This window comes from Pseudomonas sp. TE3910, assembly GCF_056279025.1.
This window is the reverse complement of the sequence record NZ_JBWBQN010000001.1, coordinates 2566387-2582032: the sequence shown is the minus strand read 5'-3', so window position 1 is coordinate 2582032 and position 15646 is coordinate 2566387. Positions and strand designations below refer to the sequence as shown.

General features: G+C 60.4%; 17 protein-coding genes. 8 read left to right on the top strand and 9 right to left on the bottom strand.

Annotated features, from left to right (window positions below):
* Positions 1–45 precede the first annotated feature (45 nt).
* Positions 46–1386: a dicarboxylate/amino acid:cation symporter gene (locus tag ACZ9H3_RS11720; protein WP_476220855.1), complete on the bottom strand. Its 1341-nt coding sequence runs from the start codon at positions 1384–1386 to the stop codon at positions 46–48.
* 195 nt (positions 1387–1581) lie between these two features.
* Between ACZ9H3_RS11720 and ACZ9H3_RS11715 the strand changes: the two genes are divergently transcribed.
* Positions 1582–2508: a LysR substrate-binding domain-containing protein gene (locus ACZ9H3_RS11715; RefSeq protein ID WP_330522990.1), complete on the top strand. Its 927-nt coding sequence runs from the start codon at positions 1582–1584 to the stop codon at positions 2506–2508.
* Positions 2509–2547: 39 nt separating this feature from the next.
* Here ACZ9H3_RS11715 and ACZ9H3_RS11710 read toward each other — a convergent pair whose 3' ends face one another.
* Positions 2548–3588: a DMT family transporter gene (locus tag ACZ9H3_RS11710; RefSeq protein WP_454240151.1), complete on the bottom strand. Its 1041-nt coding sequence runs from the start codon at positions 3586–3588 to the stop codon at positions 2548–2550.
* A gap of 179 nt (positions 3589–3767) precedes the next feature.
* Between ACZ9H3_RS11710 and chrA the strand changes: the two genes are divergently transcribed.
* Positions 3768–5060, top strand: a complete 1293-nt coding sequence (chrA, locus tag ACZ9H3_RS11705; protein WP_476222755.1) for a chromate efflux transporter — start codon at positions 3768–3770, stop codon at positions 5058–5060.
* On the opposite strand, the gene ACZ9H3_RS11700 is transcribed toward chrA, so the two are convergent.
* A complete protein-coding gene (locus ACZ9H3_RS11700) occupies positions 5043–6638 on the bottom strand; it encodes a sensor domain-containing diguanylate cyclase (protein WP_476220852.1) in 1596 nt (531 codons plus the stop codon). The genes chrA and ACZ9H3_RS11700 overlap by 18 nt on opposite strands.
* A gap of 210 nt (positions 6639–6848) precedes the next feature.
* Between ACZ9H3_RS11700 and ACZ9H3_RS11695 the strand changes: the two genes are divergently transcribed.
* The 3 genes from ACZ9H3_RS11695 to ACZ9H3_RS11685 all read left to right on the top strand — a co-directional run bounded on the left by ACZ9H3_RS11695 (position 6849) and on the right by ACZ9H3_RS11685 (position 8776).
* The gene (locus ACZ9H3_RS11695; RefSeq protein WP_065758808.1) at positions 6849–7187 is read left to right on the top strand and encodes a hypothetical protein; all 339 of its coding nucleotides are present in this window, start codon (positions 6849–6851) and stop codon (positions 7185–7187) included.
* A gap of 318 nt (positions 7188–7505) precedes the next feature.
* Complete coding sequence (locus ACZ9H3_RS11690; protein ID WP_409278726.1) at positions 7506–7793, top strand: DUF3077 domain-containing protein; 288 nt, start codon at positions 7506–7508, stop codon at positions 7791–7793.
* Between the two features lie 38 nt (positions 7794–7831).
* On the top strand, positions 7832–8776 hold the full coding sequence (locus ACZ9H3_RS11685; protein ID WP_476220849.1) for an alpha/beta hydrolase family protein: 945 nt from the start codon (positions 7832–7834) through the stop codon (positions 8774–8776).
* A gap of 688 nt (positions 8777–9464) precedes the next feature.
* On the opposite strand, the gene ACZ9H3_RS11680 is transcribed toward ACZ9H3_RS11685, so the two are convergent.
* The 4 genes from ACZ9H3_RS11680 to ACZ9H3_RS11665 all read right to left on the bottom strand — a co-directional run bounded on the left by ACZ9H3_RS11680 (position 9465) and on the right by ACZ9H3_RS11665 (position 11490).
* On the bottom strand, positions 9465–9806 hold the full coding sequence (locus ACZ9H3_RS11680) for a HopJ type III effector protein (RefSeq protein WP_102052769.1): 342 nt from the start codon (positions 9804–9806) through the stop codon (positions 9465–9467).
* A complete protein-coding gene (locus ACZ9H3_RS11675; protein ID WP_099775766.1) occupies positions 9799–10095 on the bottom strand; it encodes a DUF1244 domain-containing protein in 297 nt (98 codons plus the stop codon). Before ACZ9H3_RS11675 ends, ACZ9H3_RS11680 begins: the two co-directional genes overlap by 8 nt.
* Before the next feature lie 36 nt (positions 10096–10131).
* Positions 10132–10827 (bottom strand): dihydromonapterin reductase, encoded by a 696-nt coding sequence (gene folM, locus ACZ9H3_RS11670; protein ID WP_099775765.1) that lies wholly within the window; start codon positions 10825–10827, stop codon positions 10132–10134.
* 87 nt (positions 10828–10914) lie between these two features.
* Positions 10915–11490 carry an antibiotic biosynthesis monooxygenase gene (locus tag ACZ9H3_RS11665; protein WP_476220846.1) on the bottom strand — a complete coding sequence of 192 codons (576 nt, stop codon included), beginning with the start codon at positions 11488–11490 and terminating at the stop codon, positions 10915–10917.
* Between the two features lie 218 nt (positions 11491–11708).
* On the opposite strand from ACZ9H3_RS11665, the gene ACZ9H3_RS11660 reads away from it, so the two are divergent.
* Entirely contained in the window at positions 11709–12659 is a 951-nt protein-coding gene (locus tag ACZ9H3_RS11660) for a MerR family transcriptional regulator (protein ID WP_476220844.1), read from the top strand.
* Positions 12660–12670: 11 nt separating this feature from the next.
* Here ACZ9H3_RS11660 and ACZ9H3_RS11655 read toward each other — a convergent pair whose 3' ends face one another.
* Both ACZ9H3_RS11655 and ACZ9H3_RS11650 read right to left on the bottom strand, forming a co-directional pair.
* Positions 12671–13279 (bottom strand): hypothetical protein, encoded by a 609-nt coding sequence (locus ACZ9H3_RS11655; RefSeq protein ID WP_330522996.1) that lies wholly within the window; start codon positions 13277–13279, stop codon positions 12671–12673.
* Positions 13280–13348: 69 nt separating this feature from the next.
* Positions 13349–13807, bottom strand: a complete 459-nt coding sequence (locus ACZ9H3_RS11650; protein WP_099775762.1) for a PAS domain S-box protein — start codon at positions 13805–13807, stop codon at positions 13349–13351.
* Positions 13808–13953: 146 nt separating this feature from the next.
* Here ACZ9H3_RS11650 and ACZ9H3_RS11645 point away from each other — a divergent pair, with 146 nt between their 5' ends.
* Positions 13954–14409, top strand: coding sequence for a flavodoxin (locus tag ACZ9H3_RS11645; protein WP_476220841.1), 456 nt, complete (start codon positions 13954–13956; stop codon positions 14407–14409).
* Positions 14410–14612: 203 nt separating this feature from the next.
* On the top strand, positions 14613–15512 hold the full coding sequence (locus tag ACZ9H3_RS11640) for an alpha/beta fold hydrolase (protein WP_476220839.1): 900 nt from the start codon (positions 14613–14615) through the stop codon (positions 15510–15512).
* The last annotated feature ends 134 nt before the right edge of the window (positions 15513–15646 follow it).

Sequence of the window (15646 nt, the reverse complement as noted above, 5' to 3'; positions counted from 1 at the left end):
ATCACAAGGCGGGTTTGCTGGGGCGTTGCTGGCGTGTGCTCTGGGTCAGGCGCCGCTGGCTGTCGTTGTCGGTTTTTCGGTTTGGTTTAGCGGCGATGACTTCAGCGCCTGGCTCTGTTCCGGCAGTGCGTTGCCGTTCAGCACCTGCTCCATTCGGGATTTGTCGAGCGAGCCAACCCACTTGGCGATCGCCATGGTGCCGACCGCGTTGCCGATGGTGTTGGTGATGGCGCGGGCCTCGGACATGAAACGGTCTACGCCGAGTAGCAGCACCATGCCGGCAACCGGAATGTTGTCCATGGTGGCCAGGGTGGCGGCCAGCGTGATGAAGCCGGAGCCGGTAACGCCGGCAGAACCTTTCGAGGTGAGCAGCAACACGCCGAGTACGATCAATTGGTCGGTCAGGGTCAGCGGCGTGTTGGTGGCCTGAGCGATGAAGATGGCCGCCATGGTGTAGTAAATGCACTGGCCGTCGGGGTTGAAGGTCAGCCCAGAGGGGATCACCAGGCCCACCACCGGCTTGGAGACGCCGACATTTTCCAGCTTGTTCATCAGTTGTGGCACCACGGACTCTGATGAACTGGTGCCCAGTACCGTGAACAGCTCATCCTTGATGTACTTGAGGAACTTCCACAGGCTGAAACCGGACAGGCGGGCGATGAAACCGAGGACGATGCCCACGAACAGAAAGCAGGTCACGTACATGGTCGCCATCAGCTTGCCCAAGGAAACGATCGAGCCCAGCCCGTACTTGCCGACGGTGAACGCCATTGCACCGCAGGCGGCCAGCGGGGCCACACGCATGACCATGCCGACGATGTGGAACATGCCGTGCGAGAAGGCTTCCAGCACATCGACCAGTGGTTTACCGCGTGGCCCCAGATGGGAAAGCGCAATACCGAACAGGGTCGAGAACAGCAGGATCTGCAGAATCTCGTTTTTTGCGAAGGCGTCGGTGACGCTCGCAGGAATCACGTGCAGCAGGAAGTCAGTGAAACTGCCGGAACCGCTGGCTGCGGCGGCCGTGTAACTGGAAATGCTCTGAGTGTCGAGGGTGGCGGGGTCGACGTTCATGCCTTGGCCGGGTTGTACAACGTTGACCACAATCAGGCCCAGCACCAGGGCGAAGGTGGAGAGAACCTCAAAATAAATCAGCGCTCTTATGCCGACCCGGCCGAGCTCCTTCATGTTCTCCATCTTGGCGATGCCGAGCACCACGGTAGCGAAAATGATGGGCGCGAAGACCATCTTGATCAGTTTGATGAAGGCATCGCCCACTGGTTTCAGATCGACGCCGACGTGCGGCCAGAACACACCGAGCGCGATGCCGATGGTCACGCCAATCAGGACCTGGACATACAGCTTTCCTATGAATCGCTTGGCCATAGCCTTCTCCGCATTATTGTTATGAGTCGGATTACTTACTGGCGGTTGGGCTATCTGACGAATGCAGGCAAAGCCGTGCTGTGGCAGATGAACAGCCCAATAGGTTTGTGGTTAATCACGGGAGTAAAAGGTAATGGTTTTTCTAAAATGGCGTAATACAATGAAATTCACTTCATTGTTTCCTTGGAGTTAATTATGAATCAGGTGTCGGAGCTGGCCTTTTTCGCCCAACTGATCAAGATGGGTAGCCTTGCGGCCACCGCCCGCGAGCTCAATCTGACACCGCCCGCAGTCTCAAAGCGGTTGGCGCACCTGGAGCAGCGGCTCGGTGTGCGCCTGCTCAATCGCACCACGCGTAGCATCAGCCTCACCGCCGAGGGCGAGCTTTACCTGATCAATGCCCAGCGGATCCTCGGTGAAATCGAGGAAATGGAGCGTCAAGTGTCGAGTAGCCGGGCCGAGCCCAAGGGACTGCTGCGCGTTAATGCCCCGCTGGGGTTTGGCCGCACCCATGTTGGCCCGGCGATCTCGTCGTTCCTCAGGCGCTACCCGGAAGTCGAGGTGCAATTGCACTTGAGCGACCGACCGATCAACCTGCCGGATGACGCCATTGACGTTGCCATCCGCTTCGGCGAGCTGCCCGACTCCCGGTTGATTGCCCGCAAGATCGCCTCGAACCGCCGCCGCTTATGCGCTGCTCCGGCTTATCTGGAGGCGTTCGGATGCCCTGAAATGCCAAAGGACCTGATGCAGCACAACTGCATCGTGCTACGCCAGAATGATGCGGCTTTCGGCATCTGGCGGCTGAGCCGGGGCAAGCAAACCGAGTCGGTCAAGGTGCGTGGCAGCCTCAGTACCAATGACGGTGAGGTGGCGCTGAATTGGGCTCTGGATGGCCATGGCATCCTGATGCGCGCCGAATGGAACCTTGCCAATCACCTGCGTGCTGGCCGGTTGGTGGAGGTGCTGGGAGACTACGAAACACCGCCTGCGGACATTTATGCGGTCTATCTTGAGCGCCTCAATCTGTCCGCGAAGGTGTCCTTCTTCATCGAACACCTGCGCGACTTTTTTCGGCGTAACGCTGACGGGCCGGGCGATAGCCTGTCGGCGTGGCAGTGAGTGCACCCAGGGCGAACCCATCAACAACCAGGCACACCCTCAATGTTTGTGCCGGTGATGGATATCGGGAAAGTGCGGGTGGCTGTGTCGGATCGGTGCGTGGTGGTGCAGGTGGTTGTGGGGTTCAGTGCCATCCCATTCGAAGTCGTGTTCATGTTGGTGATGCTCGTCATGGGTATGTCGATGGCTGTGCACCAGCGGTTCATGTTGATGCTCGTGTGCGTGGTTCTCGGTCAGGTGTATCCAGACACCCAGCGCCATCAGCGCGGCAGCGATCCAGAACAGCCATGACACCGACTCCCCAAGCATCAGGATCGAGAGGGCCGCGCCCAGAAAGGGCGCGGTTGAGAAATAGGCGCCGGTACGCGCGCTGCCGAGCCCACGCAGGGCCAGTACGAACAACACCAGGCTGACGCCATAACCAAGGAAGCCCACCAGCAAGGTAGGCAGCAGTGTGCTGATTGCCGGCAGTTGGGCGCCGATAGCCAATGCCAGCGCGCAGTTCACCACACCCGCGCTCAAGCCTTTGAGGCCTGCGATGAACACGGCATCGGACGCTGAGACTTTGCGCGTCAGGTTGTTGTCAATGGCCCAGCACAGGCAGGCGAACGCCACGGCCAGTGGGCCGGTCCAGTCATGGGCCGATGTGCTTTCCTGAGGCCAGGAGAGTACACAGCCCCCCAGAACGATGACGATCATGCCGAGCACGATTCGACGATCAGCGTTCTCCTTGAACACGACCCAGGCCAGCAGGGCGGTCAGCACAGACTCCAGATTGAGCATCAGGGAGGCGGTCGCCCCTGAGGTACGTGTCAGGCCGAACATCAGCGCAATCGGCCCAAGCACGCCGCCGAATGCGATGGCGGCGAGCAGCCACGGCCATTCAGGGGCTGTCAGGCCGCTGCTGCGCCAGCCTCGGTCTCGAATGCACCGCACAAGGGTCAGGCCCAGGCCGCTACCCAGGTACAACAGCCCGGCCAACAGCACAGGAGAAAGGCCCACGCCCAGAAACTTGGCCAGTGGTGTGCTGGCGCCAAACAGGGCCGCTGCGGCCAGCGCGTACAAAACACTCACGTTCATTCGGGGGGAGCCTTCCACTTGAGCGGTTCAAGCGTTCATCATACGGCCTCACCCGAATGAATACCTTTACCGGGCCTTAATACGGGCAATCAGGGATCCTCAGTATGACGCACATCGCCCCGAAGGCAGCCGACACCCTAGCCGTACCACCGCCGCCGGTGAGTTTTTGGCACGCCTTTATGTTTTGGCTCAAGATGGGTTTTATCAGCTTCGGCGGCCCGGCCGGGCAGATCGCGATCATGCACCAGGAGTTGGTCGAGCAGCGGCGCTGGATTTCCGAGCGTCGGTTCCTGCATGCCCTGAACTACTGCATGTTGCTGCCCGGCCCCGAAGCTCAGCAACTGGCCACCTACATCGGCTGGCTGATGCACAGAACCTGGGGCGGGGTGATTGCCGGCGTACTGTTCGTGCTGCCATCGCTGTTTATCCTGATTGGCCTGTCCTGGGTCTACATCGCCTTTGGTGACGTGCCGGTGGTGGCCGGGTTGTTCTATGGCATCAAGCCTGCCGTGACCGCCATCGTGATCCAGGCGGCACACCGTATTGGCTCACGGGCACTGAAAAACAGCTGGCTGTGGGCGATTGCTGCGGCGTCGTTTGTCGCGATATTCGCCCTCAATGTGCCGTTCCCGTTGATTGTGCTGGGCGCCGCTGTGTTGGGTTACCTGGGCGGTCGTTTTGCGCCGGCCAGGTTCAGTAACGGCGGTGGGCATGCTGCAAGCCGGGCCGCCTATGGCCCCGCGCTGATCGACGATGAAACCCCTACACCCGCACATGCACGTTTCCGCTGGTCGCGTCTGGCGCAACTGTTGGTTGTTGGCGCGGTGCTGTGGGTAGTACCAATGGGGGTGTTGACGGCGCTGTTTGGCTGGGGCGGTACCTTGACCCAGATGGGCTGGTTTTTCACCAAGGCTGCACTGCTGACCTTTGGTGGTGCCTACGCGGTGCTGCCCTACGTTTATCAAGGCGCGGTCGGCCACTATGGCTGGTTGAGCCCAACGCAGATGATCGATGGCCTGGCGCTGGGTGAGACCACCCCCGGGCCGTTGATCATGGTGGTGGCTTTTGTTGCCTTTGTGGGTGCTTACCTGCAGCAGGCGCTGGGGGACGAACACCTGTTCCTGGCCGGTGCGGTTGCCGCGTGCCTGGTCACCTGGTTCACCTTCCTGCCGTCGTTTCTGTTCATTCTGGCGGGTGGCCCGCTGGTGGAGTCGACGCACAACGTGCTGAAGTTCACCGCGCCGTTAACCGCCATCACCGCGGCTGTCGTCGGGGTGATCCTCAACCTGGCGCTGTTCTTCGGTTATCACGTGCTCTGGCCCAAAGGCTTCAGCGGTGCGTTCGATGGGGTATCGGCGTTGATCGCCGTGTCGGCCGCAATTGCACTGTTCCGCTTCAAGCGCGGCGTGATACCGGTACTGATGGCGTGTGGGCTGGCCGGGGTGGTCGTGCAGTTACTGCGGCACGCATGACTGAACGGTGCCCTCAACGGCACTCGCGACCACGCGGTTGCGGCCCAACTGCTTGGCCTGGTACATCCGGTCGTCCGCCAGCTTCAGGGTTTCGGAGAGCTCTTTGGCGTCGTCCGGCCAGTGGGCGACCCCCAGGGAAATCGTGATGTGCCCAACAAGCGCCATGGGTGCTTGTTCAACGGCCACGCGCAGGCGCTCGGCAAAGTTGCCGGCGGCTTCAAGTGAGGTGCCAGGCAGCAGGATCAAAAACTCTTCGCCACCCACGCGGCATACGCTGTCCGCTTCGCGCGAATACTTCTGCATGATTTTCGAGAGCTGCACCAAGACCTTGTCGCCGGTGTCATGGCCATAGGTGTCGTTGACCCGCTTGAAGTGATCGATGTCGAGCACCACGACGGAGAAGGCGGTCTGCTCGCTGCGGTAGGTTTCCAGTACTTGGGCCATGGCCCGCCGGTTGAGCAGGCCCGTCAGCGGGTCGGTTTGCGCGTCCTTGTTCAACTTGCCGATCTTGCTTTGCAGCAAGGAGATGCCTAACAGCAAGGCGCGCTTGATCTGGGTTGACTCGAAGTACCAGGATTTTACCGCGCGGATCTTGCCCTGCGCTTCCGGGCTGTCCATGTTCTTGGCGCAGTCGGCCAGTTGCCCCAGCGGCGTCGAGATCAGCCGTGCCAGCCACCAGATAGCAAGCATTCCCAGCAGGCCAACCGGCAGAATGCCCTTGAGCATGTTGATCATCAGCGTGTTCAACGCCAGCAGCGATGTCTCGATCGGCTGCTGAGAAACGATGCCCCAATGCGCCGAGGTAATGGGCGCGTAGCCGGCCAGCATCTCGACATCGGCGGTGTTGATGACCTGGCTTTTTCCGCTTTCACCACGAATCACGGCATCAATCACCGTGTTGGGGCCGACGGCCTCGCCGATCCGATTGGGGTCGGGGTGGTAGAGCAGCTTGCGGTTTTCATCGACGACGTAAATGTAGGAGCTGTCGGTGTAGAAGTGGCTGCCCAGCAGGCTGTGCAGCATGCTCTTTTGCTTGAGGTAAATAGTGCCGCCGATAAACCCGAGGTAGACGCCTTGGTCGGAAAAAATCGGATGGGAAATGAACACCACCAAGTTGCCGGCGAACGAGACGAAGGGTTGGCTGATAAAGGGCTTCTGTTCAGTCAGTGCGCGCTGAGCATTCACCGAAGTAAGTGTACTTCCCACGATCTGAATCGTTTCAGGTGATATGGCTACAACTTTTCCCGTGGCATCGGCAACGGTTACCGAGTTGAAACTGTCGGTCTGGGATTTCAGGCGTTCAACTTCGTCTAGTGCTTGGCCAAGCCCGTCCGGCTTGCTCATCATGCGCGCGCTGTAGGCGAGTTGTTGTTGGGCCGAATGCAGAAACTGATCGGTACTGGCAGCCAGTTTCGCCGCATAAATACGGTTTGATTCGAGTGTGTTGTCGATCAACTGCTGGCGCTGAACGCGATAACTTGAATAGAGCGCGTTGCCTAGCGTAATAAGTGCAGTCGCAATCGCGAGAAGCAGTATTAAACCACGAAGGTCAATCTTGAAAAGCGACTTGCCACTCATCTAAAACGAACCGATATTTGCATTTGGGCGGCATTATCATACGGCATTTCACCCTCGCTTGGCCGTGGCTTTTTGTCTAAGTTGGCTGAGCATTTTTGCAATCTGTGCTTGTACCCATGCACTGTGCGCGCTCATTCTGGGCAGCGCCCGCGCCTGTTAACAGGTGCGGTGCGGGTCAATATTCCCTGCATTACCCAGGTGGCATATCGCATGAAAGAGGCAACGCAGCACTTGGCACTGTATGTTCGCGCGCTGCACGGCGCAGAAAGTACGGTGTGTGTTCGCGACTATACCGTCAGCTCAAACAGCACCGTGGACGAAGGGCTTGAGGTCAGGGAAGACACCCTGACTGCGACGTTTACCAACGGTGTGGTCATTCGGCGCACCCTTGAACAAGACCGCTTGCCGGTCAGTGCGGACACCTGCCCCGAGTGCTGGATCATCTATGAAGTGCTGGAGTGCCCGGTCGACCAGTTTACGGTTGCGCCCGCACACATGACCTTCAATTCGACGTGCCGCGAAACCTGGTGGATGACCTACCACAACTAGTGCCCGCGCGCAGGTGAAGCGCTTTCGCGCAGAGAGCCACGCTTTGCTGTTGCGTGCACCGGGGGCCGCCGGTATGGTTGCGCGGTCACGGTCAATCCCGTGACCGACCTTGGCCGGTCGACAACGTTAGGCGCATAAGCGCCACCATCCGAATGCAAGTGCACTTTTTGCGCTTGCACGTCGTGCTATGGCGGCTGTGCGCGGGACACCTTCGGGTGTGCCGGGCTCCTAACGTCCCGGTCGGCCAACCCTCGTACAGCTGCCACCCTCTCTCGTTTGGCCGCGAACAGTGGCAGCTCCTAAACGTTAGGAGTGATTATGAGTACGTCCGATTCCCCTCCGATTACGACCGCACAAGGTGTGGTGTTCCATTGCACGGGCGATGCACACCAGCAGCGCGCGCTGTTCTGCGTGGTTGACGGTGTACCGATAGCCGATGCGCTGAGCAGCATTTCCGATTTGTTGGCCCCCGCGCGAGCGGCGGTGTATGCCGCTGCCATGGGTGAGCAGGTGCTGGCCGGAGACAGCGCCTGGCTGGTGCATCATAGCCTCGACAGCGCTAAAGCCGTGGTGGATGCCCTGATCGGGACACTCAACCCGCCGTAAAGGTGCTAGCGTTGACCCCACTATAAAAAGGGGGGCGCATGTCGATCATCCTTCAGCAGCACCCGGCGCCGGTTGCCGGTGCCTCAGGCGAGGCCTTTCGTGAGCAGGCCGCCGATGGTTTCAGCCTCGGCGGTTTTACCTGGCGTCATGGCAAGGCTGATAGCGCGCGGGCGGTGGTCATCATCAACGCGGCTACCTCGGTACGCTGCCGGTTCTACTTCCGTTTTGCCGAGTACCTGTTTGCCAATGGCTTCGATGTGATCGTCTACGACTACCGGGGCATCGGTGAGTCGCGGCCGGCGTCGATGCGCGGGTTTCAGGCGTCCTGGTCCGACTGGGGCGTACTGGATTTCGAGGCGATGCTGCAGCGGGCGATGCGTGTGTTTCCCGGTCAGCCCATTGATGTCATCGGCCACAGTTTTGGAGGGTGTGCCGCGGGGCTGGCGCCTTCGTCGGCGGTGATTCGGCATTTGGTCACGGTGGGGGCGCAATTTGCCTACTGGCGTGATTACGCGGCGGCCAGCCGTTGGCAACTGGTGTGCAAATGGCATGTGTTGATGCCGTTGCTGACACGGTTGTGTGGCTATTTTCCGGGCAAGCGGCTGGGCTGGCTGGAAGACACGCCGGCTGGTGTGGTGCGTGACTGGAGCCGATCCAGTGCGCGCTATGAAACGCGGCCCAGTGGTCAGGCGTTGGCCGAGTTGCACTTTGCCCGGGTAACGGCGAAAACCCTGGCCATCAGCCTGAGCGATGATCCGTTTGGTACCGTACCGGCGATTGAGCGTTTGCTGGCGTATTTCAAGGCCAGCCCACGCGTGCACCTGCGTATTGCCCCTGAAGATATCGACGAGGCGCAGGTGGGGCATTTTGCGTTTTTTCGTAGCCGCTACGAAGGGCGTTTATGGCCGATTGCGTTGGGGTGGTTGAAGCGTGGCGAACTGACCGCGTGCGCACCGGGGCGGGTGGTCCCGCCCTACGCCTGACGTGCAGCCTGTAGGAGCCGGGCTTGCCCGCGATGCAGACGCCGCTCAGCCACTGGCACAACGCCGACGCCACAGCAGGCAAGCCTGCTCCAACAGGGATTGTAGGAGCCGGGCTTGCCCGCGATGCAGGCGCCTCGTATCCACTGGCACCCCGCTGACGCCATCGCAGGCAAGCCAGCTCCAACAGGGATTGTAGGAGCCGGGCTTGCCCGCGATGCAGACGCCTCGTATCCACTGGCACCGCGCCGGGGCCATCGCAGGCAAGCCAGCTCCAACAGGGATTGTAGGAGCCGGGCTTGCCCGCGATACAGACGCCGCGCAGCCACTGGCACCCCGCTGACGCCATCGCAGGCAAGCCAGCTCCAACAGGGATTGTAGGAGCCGGGCTTGCCCGCGATACAGACGCCGCGCAGCCACTGGCACCCCGCTGACGCCATCGCAGGCAAGCCAGCTCCAACAGGGATTGTAGGAGCCGGGCTTGCCCGCGATGCAGACGCCGCTCAGCCACTGGCACCCCGCTGACGTCATCGCAGGCAAGCCAGCTCCAACAGGGATTGTAGGAGCCGGGCTTGCCCGCGATGCAGGCGCCGCTAACTTACTGACACCCCACTGATGCCATCGCAGGCAAGCCTGCTCCAACAGGAAATGCAGTGTTCTGCAAAGATCCCTATTGGCGATGCCGTTTGGGTCAGGCTTTGCGCTTCAGCGGCTGTGCGCTGAATTTCACGCCCGCCAGGCCATGCTCGATCAGGGCACGAATGTTGGCGTGGTCGGTGCCTTGCGGCGTAGCCACTACGCTGCGGTAGTGTTCGCCGAACGCCAGCAGCGCTTCCTGGTCGCTCAGGCCTTCCAGCAGGGCCAGGCCCAGGGTTTTGCACGAGCCTTCGTTCTGCCCGGCTGCGTTTTCGACGCCGCCATTGTTGAACGCCTGTGGCTGGTAGTCGTAGCCCGCCGCGATGAACGCCAGGGTGTCGGCAAAGACGTGTTCGCCGCTGTTGAGGCTGGCGCGCAGGGTGGTCAGGTCAGTCATGGGGTTTTCCTTTGGCAAACGCCGCCTGTTGTTCTGGGCTGGCTTCTTTCTGGTATTGGCTTTTCCACTCGGCATAAGGCATGCCGTACACCACTTCGCGGGCGTCATCCAGGCTGAGGTCGATCTGGCGCTCGTCGGCAGCGGCCTTGTACCACTTGGACAGGCAGTTACGGCAGAAGCCGGAGAGGTTCATCAGGTCGATGTTCTGCACGTCGGTACGCTTGCGCAGGTGTTCGACCAGGCGGCGAAAGGCCGCCGCTTCGAGTTCGAGTTGCTCTTGAGGCGTCATGGCTAGTCTCGTGAAGGTGTGGCGCAGTGGGTCAGTTTACCGCGATACGGCTTTTTTCAGGTGGCGACCACCGTTGATCACCACGCTGCTGCCCGTGCTGTACTGGCTCTCCAGCAGGAAGAGCACCGCGTCGATCAACGGTTGAGCCCCGGGCTCGAACTCCAGCAGGGCCTTTTTCAGGGTTTGCTGGCGATACTCTTCGTCGCTGTTTTCCTTGAGGATCAGCAAGCCCGGAAGGATCGCGTTGACGCGTACGCGCGGTGCGTACTTTTCTGCAAAGGACAGCACCATATTCTGCAGCGCCGCCTTGGTTGCGGCATAGCCAATATGGCTTTTGCTGCCGCGCGAGGAGGTTTCATCGCAGATATGGATGATGTCTGACTTGTCCAGCTTCAGCAGGTGTTCGCCCAAGGCCAGGTTGAGGTGGTAGGGCGCCTCGACATGCAACTTGAACATGGTATTGAGGTTGGCCAGGCTGTCGTCCAGCCACAGCGAGGCGTTGTGGATGATGGCGCGCAAGCCGTCGAAGTTGTCTTGCAGGAACTGGATCAGCGCCAGGCGATCTTGCTCGTCGCACAGGTCGGCCTGGAACTGGATGATGTTCGGGTGCGCGGCCTCTGGGCTCTTGCTACGGCTGGCGCTGACGACGGTATGGCCGGCTTGCGCAAGCCTCAGAGCCAGTGCCAGGCCAACACGTTGGCTGGCTCCGGTGACTAGAATTGGGCTGTTCATGTAAGGGCGGTCAACTTTTCTTACGTGTTCGCAGGGTTAGTGCCCAGCATACCCGAACTGCGCAGTGTTGCACGCGCCCTGAGCCGGCTAGCGGCTTTCCAGTGTGGGGGCCGTGGGCGTGGCGGGGTGTGTGCTGCTGGCGTTGAGCCAACCGGCCAGGCAACGGGTCGACAGTGGGATGAAGACGTAGACCATCAACGGTGTCAGGGCTAGGGTACTGAGCAGCACGCGTGGCAGCAGGCTCAGCTCGGCGAGCCAGTGGCCGAACAGCAGGTTGAAGGCCAGCGATACCGGGAAGAACGCCAGCCAGATCGCCACGGCTTGTTTCCAGCGAGGTGGGCGCTGTGCGGCATTGCTGCCAAACCAGCCGTCGATACCACTGACACGGTGTTCCGACGGTTGTTGAAACAGGCCGTTGCCGCGGGCGAGCCATGCCGTGCGTGAGGCCGAGTGCTCCCAGGCATGCAGGGTTTTTTCGTCGGCAAAGCGAAAGATGATCTGGAATTCATCGTCTTGCGGCGGCGGGGCCAGCACGCCCGAACCCAGATAACCGGGAAAGTCGGTGGCCAGTTGTTCGCCTTCACGTAACCAGGCGATCAGGTCCTGGTAGCGGCCATTGGCAACGCGGCGCGCCACCATCAAGGTAACGGGTGGGGTAGACATCGTGTATCTCCTGGCTTTATGGAGGCGGCGGGTAGCCGCGCCCATGGAACGCTGCCCGGGGTGGTGGGCAGCGTTTGAACACAAGCAAGGATTATTCCGTAAATGGGCTGGCGCGTCAGTGCTGATCTACGCCGGGTGGGTTCAGATCGGTCTTGTGCCTTGGCGGCAATAGCGGAGTAGAATGGCCTCCACCTTCTGAAAATGCGGCTGTCCCGGCGATGACTGAATCCGCTCATCCCTCCCTGAGCTCCACTGCCCTCGATCACGAGGAGCTGTTTCCTATCCGTGAGGTGTCCCGATTAACCGGTATCAACCCGGTGACGTTGCGTGCCTGGGAGCGCCGTTATGGGTTGATCCAGCCAACACGCACCGAAAGTGGGCACCGGCTGTATTCCCAGGCCGATATTGACGAGGTCCGTAATATCCTCGGCTGGATCGAACGCGGTGTGGCGGTGAGCAAGGTCGGTAGCCTGCTTGCCAAGAGCCAGGTCATCAAGGCGCAGACGCTGCAGGCACCACCACAAGGCGTGCAGAGCGATTGGGCGCAGTGGCAGGTTCAGTTGCGCCAAGCGGTCCGCTCGTTCGATGAGCGCCAGCTTGAGCAAGTGTATGGGCAGGTGTTTGCCAGTTATCCGCTGGTGGTGGTGTTCCAGGACATTCTGATGCCCGTGTGGCAGGAACTGCGCACGGCCCAGGAGGTGTTTGGCCAGCTTAGCGAGTGGTTGTTCCTCGACGGTTTCCTGCGGGCCCGCGCCTTGCAACGTTTGCAGTTGGCGCGTGAGCAGCAAGAGCTCCATGTCGTGCTGGCGGCAATCCCCGGGCAATGCCGTGAGCTGGAGCTGTTGGTGGCCGCGTTGTTGCTGGGCAGCAGCGAGGTCGCCGTGAGCGTGCTGTCGCTGGGGCAACCGCTGGAGGAGTTGAGCCTGGTGTGCGAGCGCATCAAGCCTCATGCCCTGGTGTTGTTTTCCAATCATCCACCGGCGGCTGATCTGCCCAAGCGTCTGGCGCGCCTGGCATTGGGCCTGGAGTGCCCGCTGTTGTTCGCCGGCGAAGCCGCAGACCTCGCCCAAGACCTGTTGATCGGCTCGCAGGTGGCGTGTCTGGGCAGTGAAGGGCGGTTGATGCGCAGGCGGCTGCAGCAGTACCTGGCGGGGCACCTCGATACCTGAAGGTGCGGCCTTCAGGCCGCGTGCACATCCGGATGCGCGCGGCGGTGTTGTTGCAGAATGTACTCGCGCAGGCGCTCGGTCTCGGCAGAATGGCGCTGGCTCAGGCGATAGGCTGCAAGGCCGTCAGCCGCACGCCGTTGCAGGGTGCCCTCAAGTGCAATGGGTGCCTCTGCGCTCCCGGGGTTGAACCACAGCGAGAATCGCGCAGGTGGCTCTGGCTGGCGCACTTCAAGCAGTACCCCTTTGAACGATATCTCCCGTACCCATAGATCCGTGCTCAGGCCCATGTCGTCTTCCAGCGCAACCGGCGTGTCCAGGGTCAGGCGCCAGGGGCGTACCATCGGCCCGTCTTCGTAGATGCTCGGCGCGCCCACTTGCAGGTGCGTGGCGTGGAACTCGTCTTCGACCAGTTGCAGGGGAAAACTCATCTGGTGGTTTTCGAACTGCGCTTGCAGGGTGACCTGTTCGTGGGCGATCAGGCGGGTCAGCAGGTTCTTGAGTTGGCTGTCGCTGTTGAGCAGCAGGCTGGCGGTCGCATCCGCCACATCGAACTGCGGCGAATGTTGCATGTTCTGAATGAAGTCCAGCTCATCCTGGGTGAGTAGGGCGTCTGTTTGCATGGTCAAACCCGGAAATCTTGATCGGTCTACGAGGCGGTAAATTGATGGACAACAATCTGCCCGCTTTGTTTACGACCGTTGGTCGCTTTCCAGTACCTTGATGCGGGCCAAGGCCTCGGCCAGTTGCTGCTCCAGCTGTGCCGCACGCTGTTCGGCTTCCACCTGGCGGCTGACATCGTTCTGAATGCCAATGAAGTACTTCAGCTGATCGGCTTCATTGTAGACGGGCGTGATCGACAGTTCGTTCCAGAAGGCGGTGCCATCCTTGCGGAAGTTGTGCAGGATTTCTCGGCAGGGGCGGCCTTCCTTGATGGCTTGGCGGATACGTGCGCGTGCCGGTTGGTCGCGCTCGTTCTGTTGCAGGAAACGGCAGTCGCGGTAGAGCACGTCGTTGGCGCTATAGCCGGTGATACGCTCGAAGGCGGCGTTTACGTAGATCAGGATGGTGTCGTCGCCTTCCTGTTCCGCGACCACAATGCCGTCTGTGGAGGCGTCAATCATGCGTTGCAGCAGTTTGGCGTTGATCATGGACAAGGGCCTGCAAAATGGGAAGAACGACCTGACAGGATGGCTGATTCTAGAAGATTGCGCGTAGCCCTACACCTTTGGCGTGGGGCCATTTGCCAGCCTGCGGTGTTAGTATCCTACGTTTTTACTCAGTTTCGGAATCTACTATGAAAGTCGCCATCCTTTCCGGTTCGGTCTATGGTACTGCCGACGAAGTTGCTCGCCACGCCGAGTCGTTGCTCAAAGCCGCTGGTTTTGAGGCTTGGCATGCTGGCCGGGCGACCCTTCAAGACCTGCAAGGTTTTGCCCCAGAGGCTTTTCTGGCCGTGACGTCGACCACCGGCATGGGCGAATTGCCAGACAACCTGATGCCGCTGTTCTGTGAAATCCGCGATGCCTTGCCGGCAATGTGGCGTGGATTGCCAGGTGCAGTGATCGGTCTGGGCGATTCGAGCTACGGCGATACTTTCTGTGCTGGCGGTGAACAATTGCGCGAATTGTTTGCCGAGATGGGCCTGAAGGAAGTGCAGCCGATGCTGCGCCTGGATGCCAGTGAGACCGTTACCCCGGAGACCGATGCCGAACCCTGGTTGGCCGGGTTTGCTGCTGCCCTGCGTGGCTGAATGGTGCTGTTGGTCGCCTTGTCCTGACATTTTTGCGCAATGACTCACACGGTCAATAGGCTGGCTGGCAATGCACTCTCGGGTTGATCAAAGCTGGCTAGACTGTTTGCCAGCAGCGCACATGAACGTGCCGAGGTGATTGCAATGAATACCGCCAATACCTTGCTCAACAGGACTTCGACCACGCCACGGGGACTGCGCAGATGCCTCTTGCCGAGATACCGTTAAGTGTCTGGCGCACCCGGGGGCATCATTTTTCGTTCCGGGGCCAAACCCTCCGTTACTGGACCGCCGGCCATGGCGAACCACTGCTGTTGCTCCATGGCTTTCCAACCGCCAGTTGGGATTGGCACTATCTCTGGCAGCCTCTGGCACAGCGCTATCAGGTGATTGCCTGTGACATGCTCGGTTTTGGCGATTCCTCAAAGCCCCTGCACTACAGCTACAGCCTGCTGGAGCAGGCGGATATCCAGCAGGCGTTGCTTGAGCACCTGCAGGTCACTGAGCCTGTGCATCTGTTGGGGCATGATTATGGGGCTACGGTCGCTCAGGAGCTGCTGGCGCGTCACCATGAAGGGCGGGCGCAGATCGCCAGTTGCGTGTTCCTCAATGCAGCGCTGTTCCCCGAGTGCCATCGGCCTCTGCTGATTCATAAGCTGCTGCTCAGTCGGCTTGGCTGGTTGGTGGCACGCTCTTTCCGGCGTGATGATTTGGTCAATTGCGTCAGCAAGATCTACGGGCCTCGTACCCGTCCCAGTGAAAGTGCGCTGGATGACTGCTGGAGCCTGATGGTTTCCAACCGTGGCATGCGGGTATTGCACAAGCTCAGTACTTACCCGTTGGAGTGCATGACCTACCGCGAGCGCTGGGTCGGGGCGTTGCTGGTGGGCGATGTGCCGCTACGGTTTATCAATGGCCTGGTAGACCCGGTTTGCGGAGGCCATGTGGTTGAGCGTTACCGGCAGTTGGTGCCGGAGCCCGATACGGTGCTGCTGCCGGGAATTGGCCATTACCCACACACTGAATCACCGGTCCAGGTGCTGTATCACTACCTGGCGTTCCGCGCTTACTCCCGGCTGGGGCGGCCACTGAAACAGGCCTGATCCTGAATGTTGAGGATGTTCCTGTTGGTGTGGGCCCGGTGACGCTGCCACAAATGATTTGATTCTGGCACCGATCGCTCATCGCTTCACTGCGATGACGCGGCCGACTGAAGCCCGCAGCGGTACAGAATAAA

Excerpts from the sequence above, each read along its gene's own strand:
- ACZ9H3_RS11720 (WP_476220855.1), bottom strand. The coding sequence starts at position 1,386 with ATGGCCAAGCGATTCATAGGAAAGCTGTATGTCCAGGTCCTGATTGGC.
- ACZ9H3_RS11715 (WP_330522990.1), top strand. The coding sequence starts at position 1,582 with ATGAATCAGGTGTCGGAGCTGGCCTTTTTCGCCCAACTGATCAAGATG.
- ACZ9H3_RS11710 (WP_454240151.1), bottom strand. The coding sequence starts at position 3,588 with ATGAACGTGAGTGTTTTGTACGCGCTGGCCGCAGCGGCCCTGTTTGGC.
- chrA (WP_476222755.1), top strand. The coding sequence starts at position 3,768 with ATGTTTTGGCTCAAGATGGGTTTTATCAGCTTCGGCGGCCCGGCCGGG.
- ACZ9H3_RS11700 (WP_476220852.1), bottom strand. The coding sequence starts at position 6,638 with ATGAGTGGCAAGTCGCTTTTCAAGATTGACCTTCGTGGTTTAATACTG.
- ACZ9H3_RS11695 (WP_065758808.1), top strand. The coding sequence starts at position 6,849 with ATGAAAGAGGCAACGCAGCACTTGGCACTGTATGTTCGCGCGCTGCAC.
- ACZ9H3_RS11690 (WP_409278726.1), top strand. The coding sequence starts at position 7,506 with ATGAGTACGTCCGATTCCCCTCCGATTACGACCGCACAAGGTGTGGTG.
- ACZ9H3_RS11685 (WP_476220849.1), top strand. The coding sequence starts at position 7,832 with ATGTCGATCATCCTTCAGCAGCACCCGGCGCCGGTTGCCGGTGCCTCA.
- ACZ9H3_RS11680 (WP_102052769.1), bottom strand. The coding sequence starts at position 9,806 with ATGACTGACCTGACCACCCTGCGCGCCAGCCTCAACAGCGGCGAACAC.
- ACZ9H3_RS11675 (WP_099775766.1), bottom strand. The coding sequence starts at position 10,095 with ATGACGCCTCAAGAGCAACTCGAACTCGAAGCGGCGGCCTTTCGCCGC.
- folM (WP_099775765.1), bottom strand. The coding sequence starts at position 10,827 with ATGAACAGCCCAATTCTAGTCACCGGAGCCAGCCAACGTGTTGGCCTG.
- ACZ9H3_RS11665 (WP_476220846.1), bottom strand. The coding sequence starts at position 11,490 with ATGTCTACCCCACCCGTTACCTTGATGGTGGCGCGCCGCGTTGCCAAT.
- ACZ9H3_RS11660 (WP_476220844.1), top strand. The coding sequence starts at position 11,709 with ATGACTGAATCCGCTCATCCCTCCCTGAGCTCCACTGCCCTCGATCAC.
- ACZ9H3_RS11655 (WP_330522996.1), bottom strand. The coding sequence starts at position 13,279 with ATGCAAACAGACGCCCTACTCACCCAGGATGAGCTGGACTTCATTCAG.
- ACZ9H3_RS11650 (WP_099775762.1), bottom strand. The coding sequence starts at position 13,807 with ATGATCAACGCCAAACTGCTGCAACGCATGATTGACGCCTCCACAGAC.
- ACZ9H3_RS11645 (WP_476220841.1), top strand. The coding sequence starts at position 13,954 with ATGAAAGTCGCCATCCTTTCCGGTTCGGTCTATGGTACTGCCGACGAA.
- ACZ9H3_RS11640 (WP_476220839.1), top strand. The coding sequence starts at position 14,613 with ATGCCTCTTGCCGAGATACCGTTAAGTGTCTGGCGCACCCGGGGGCAT.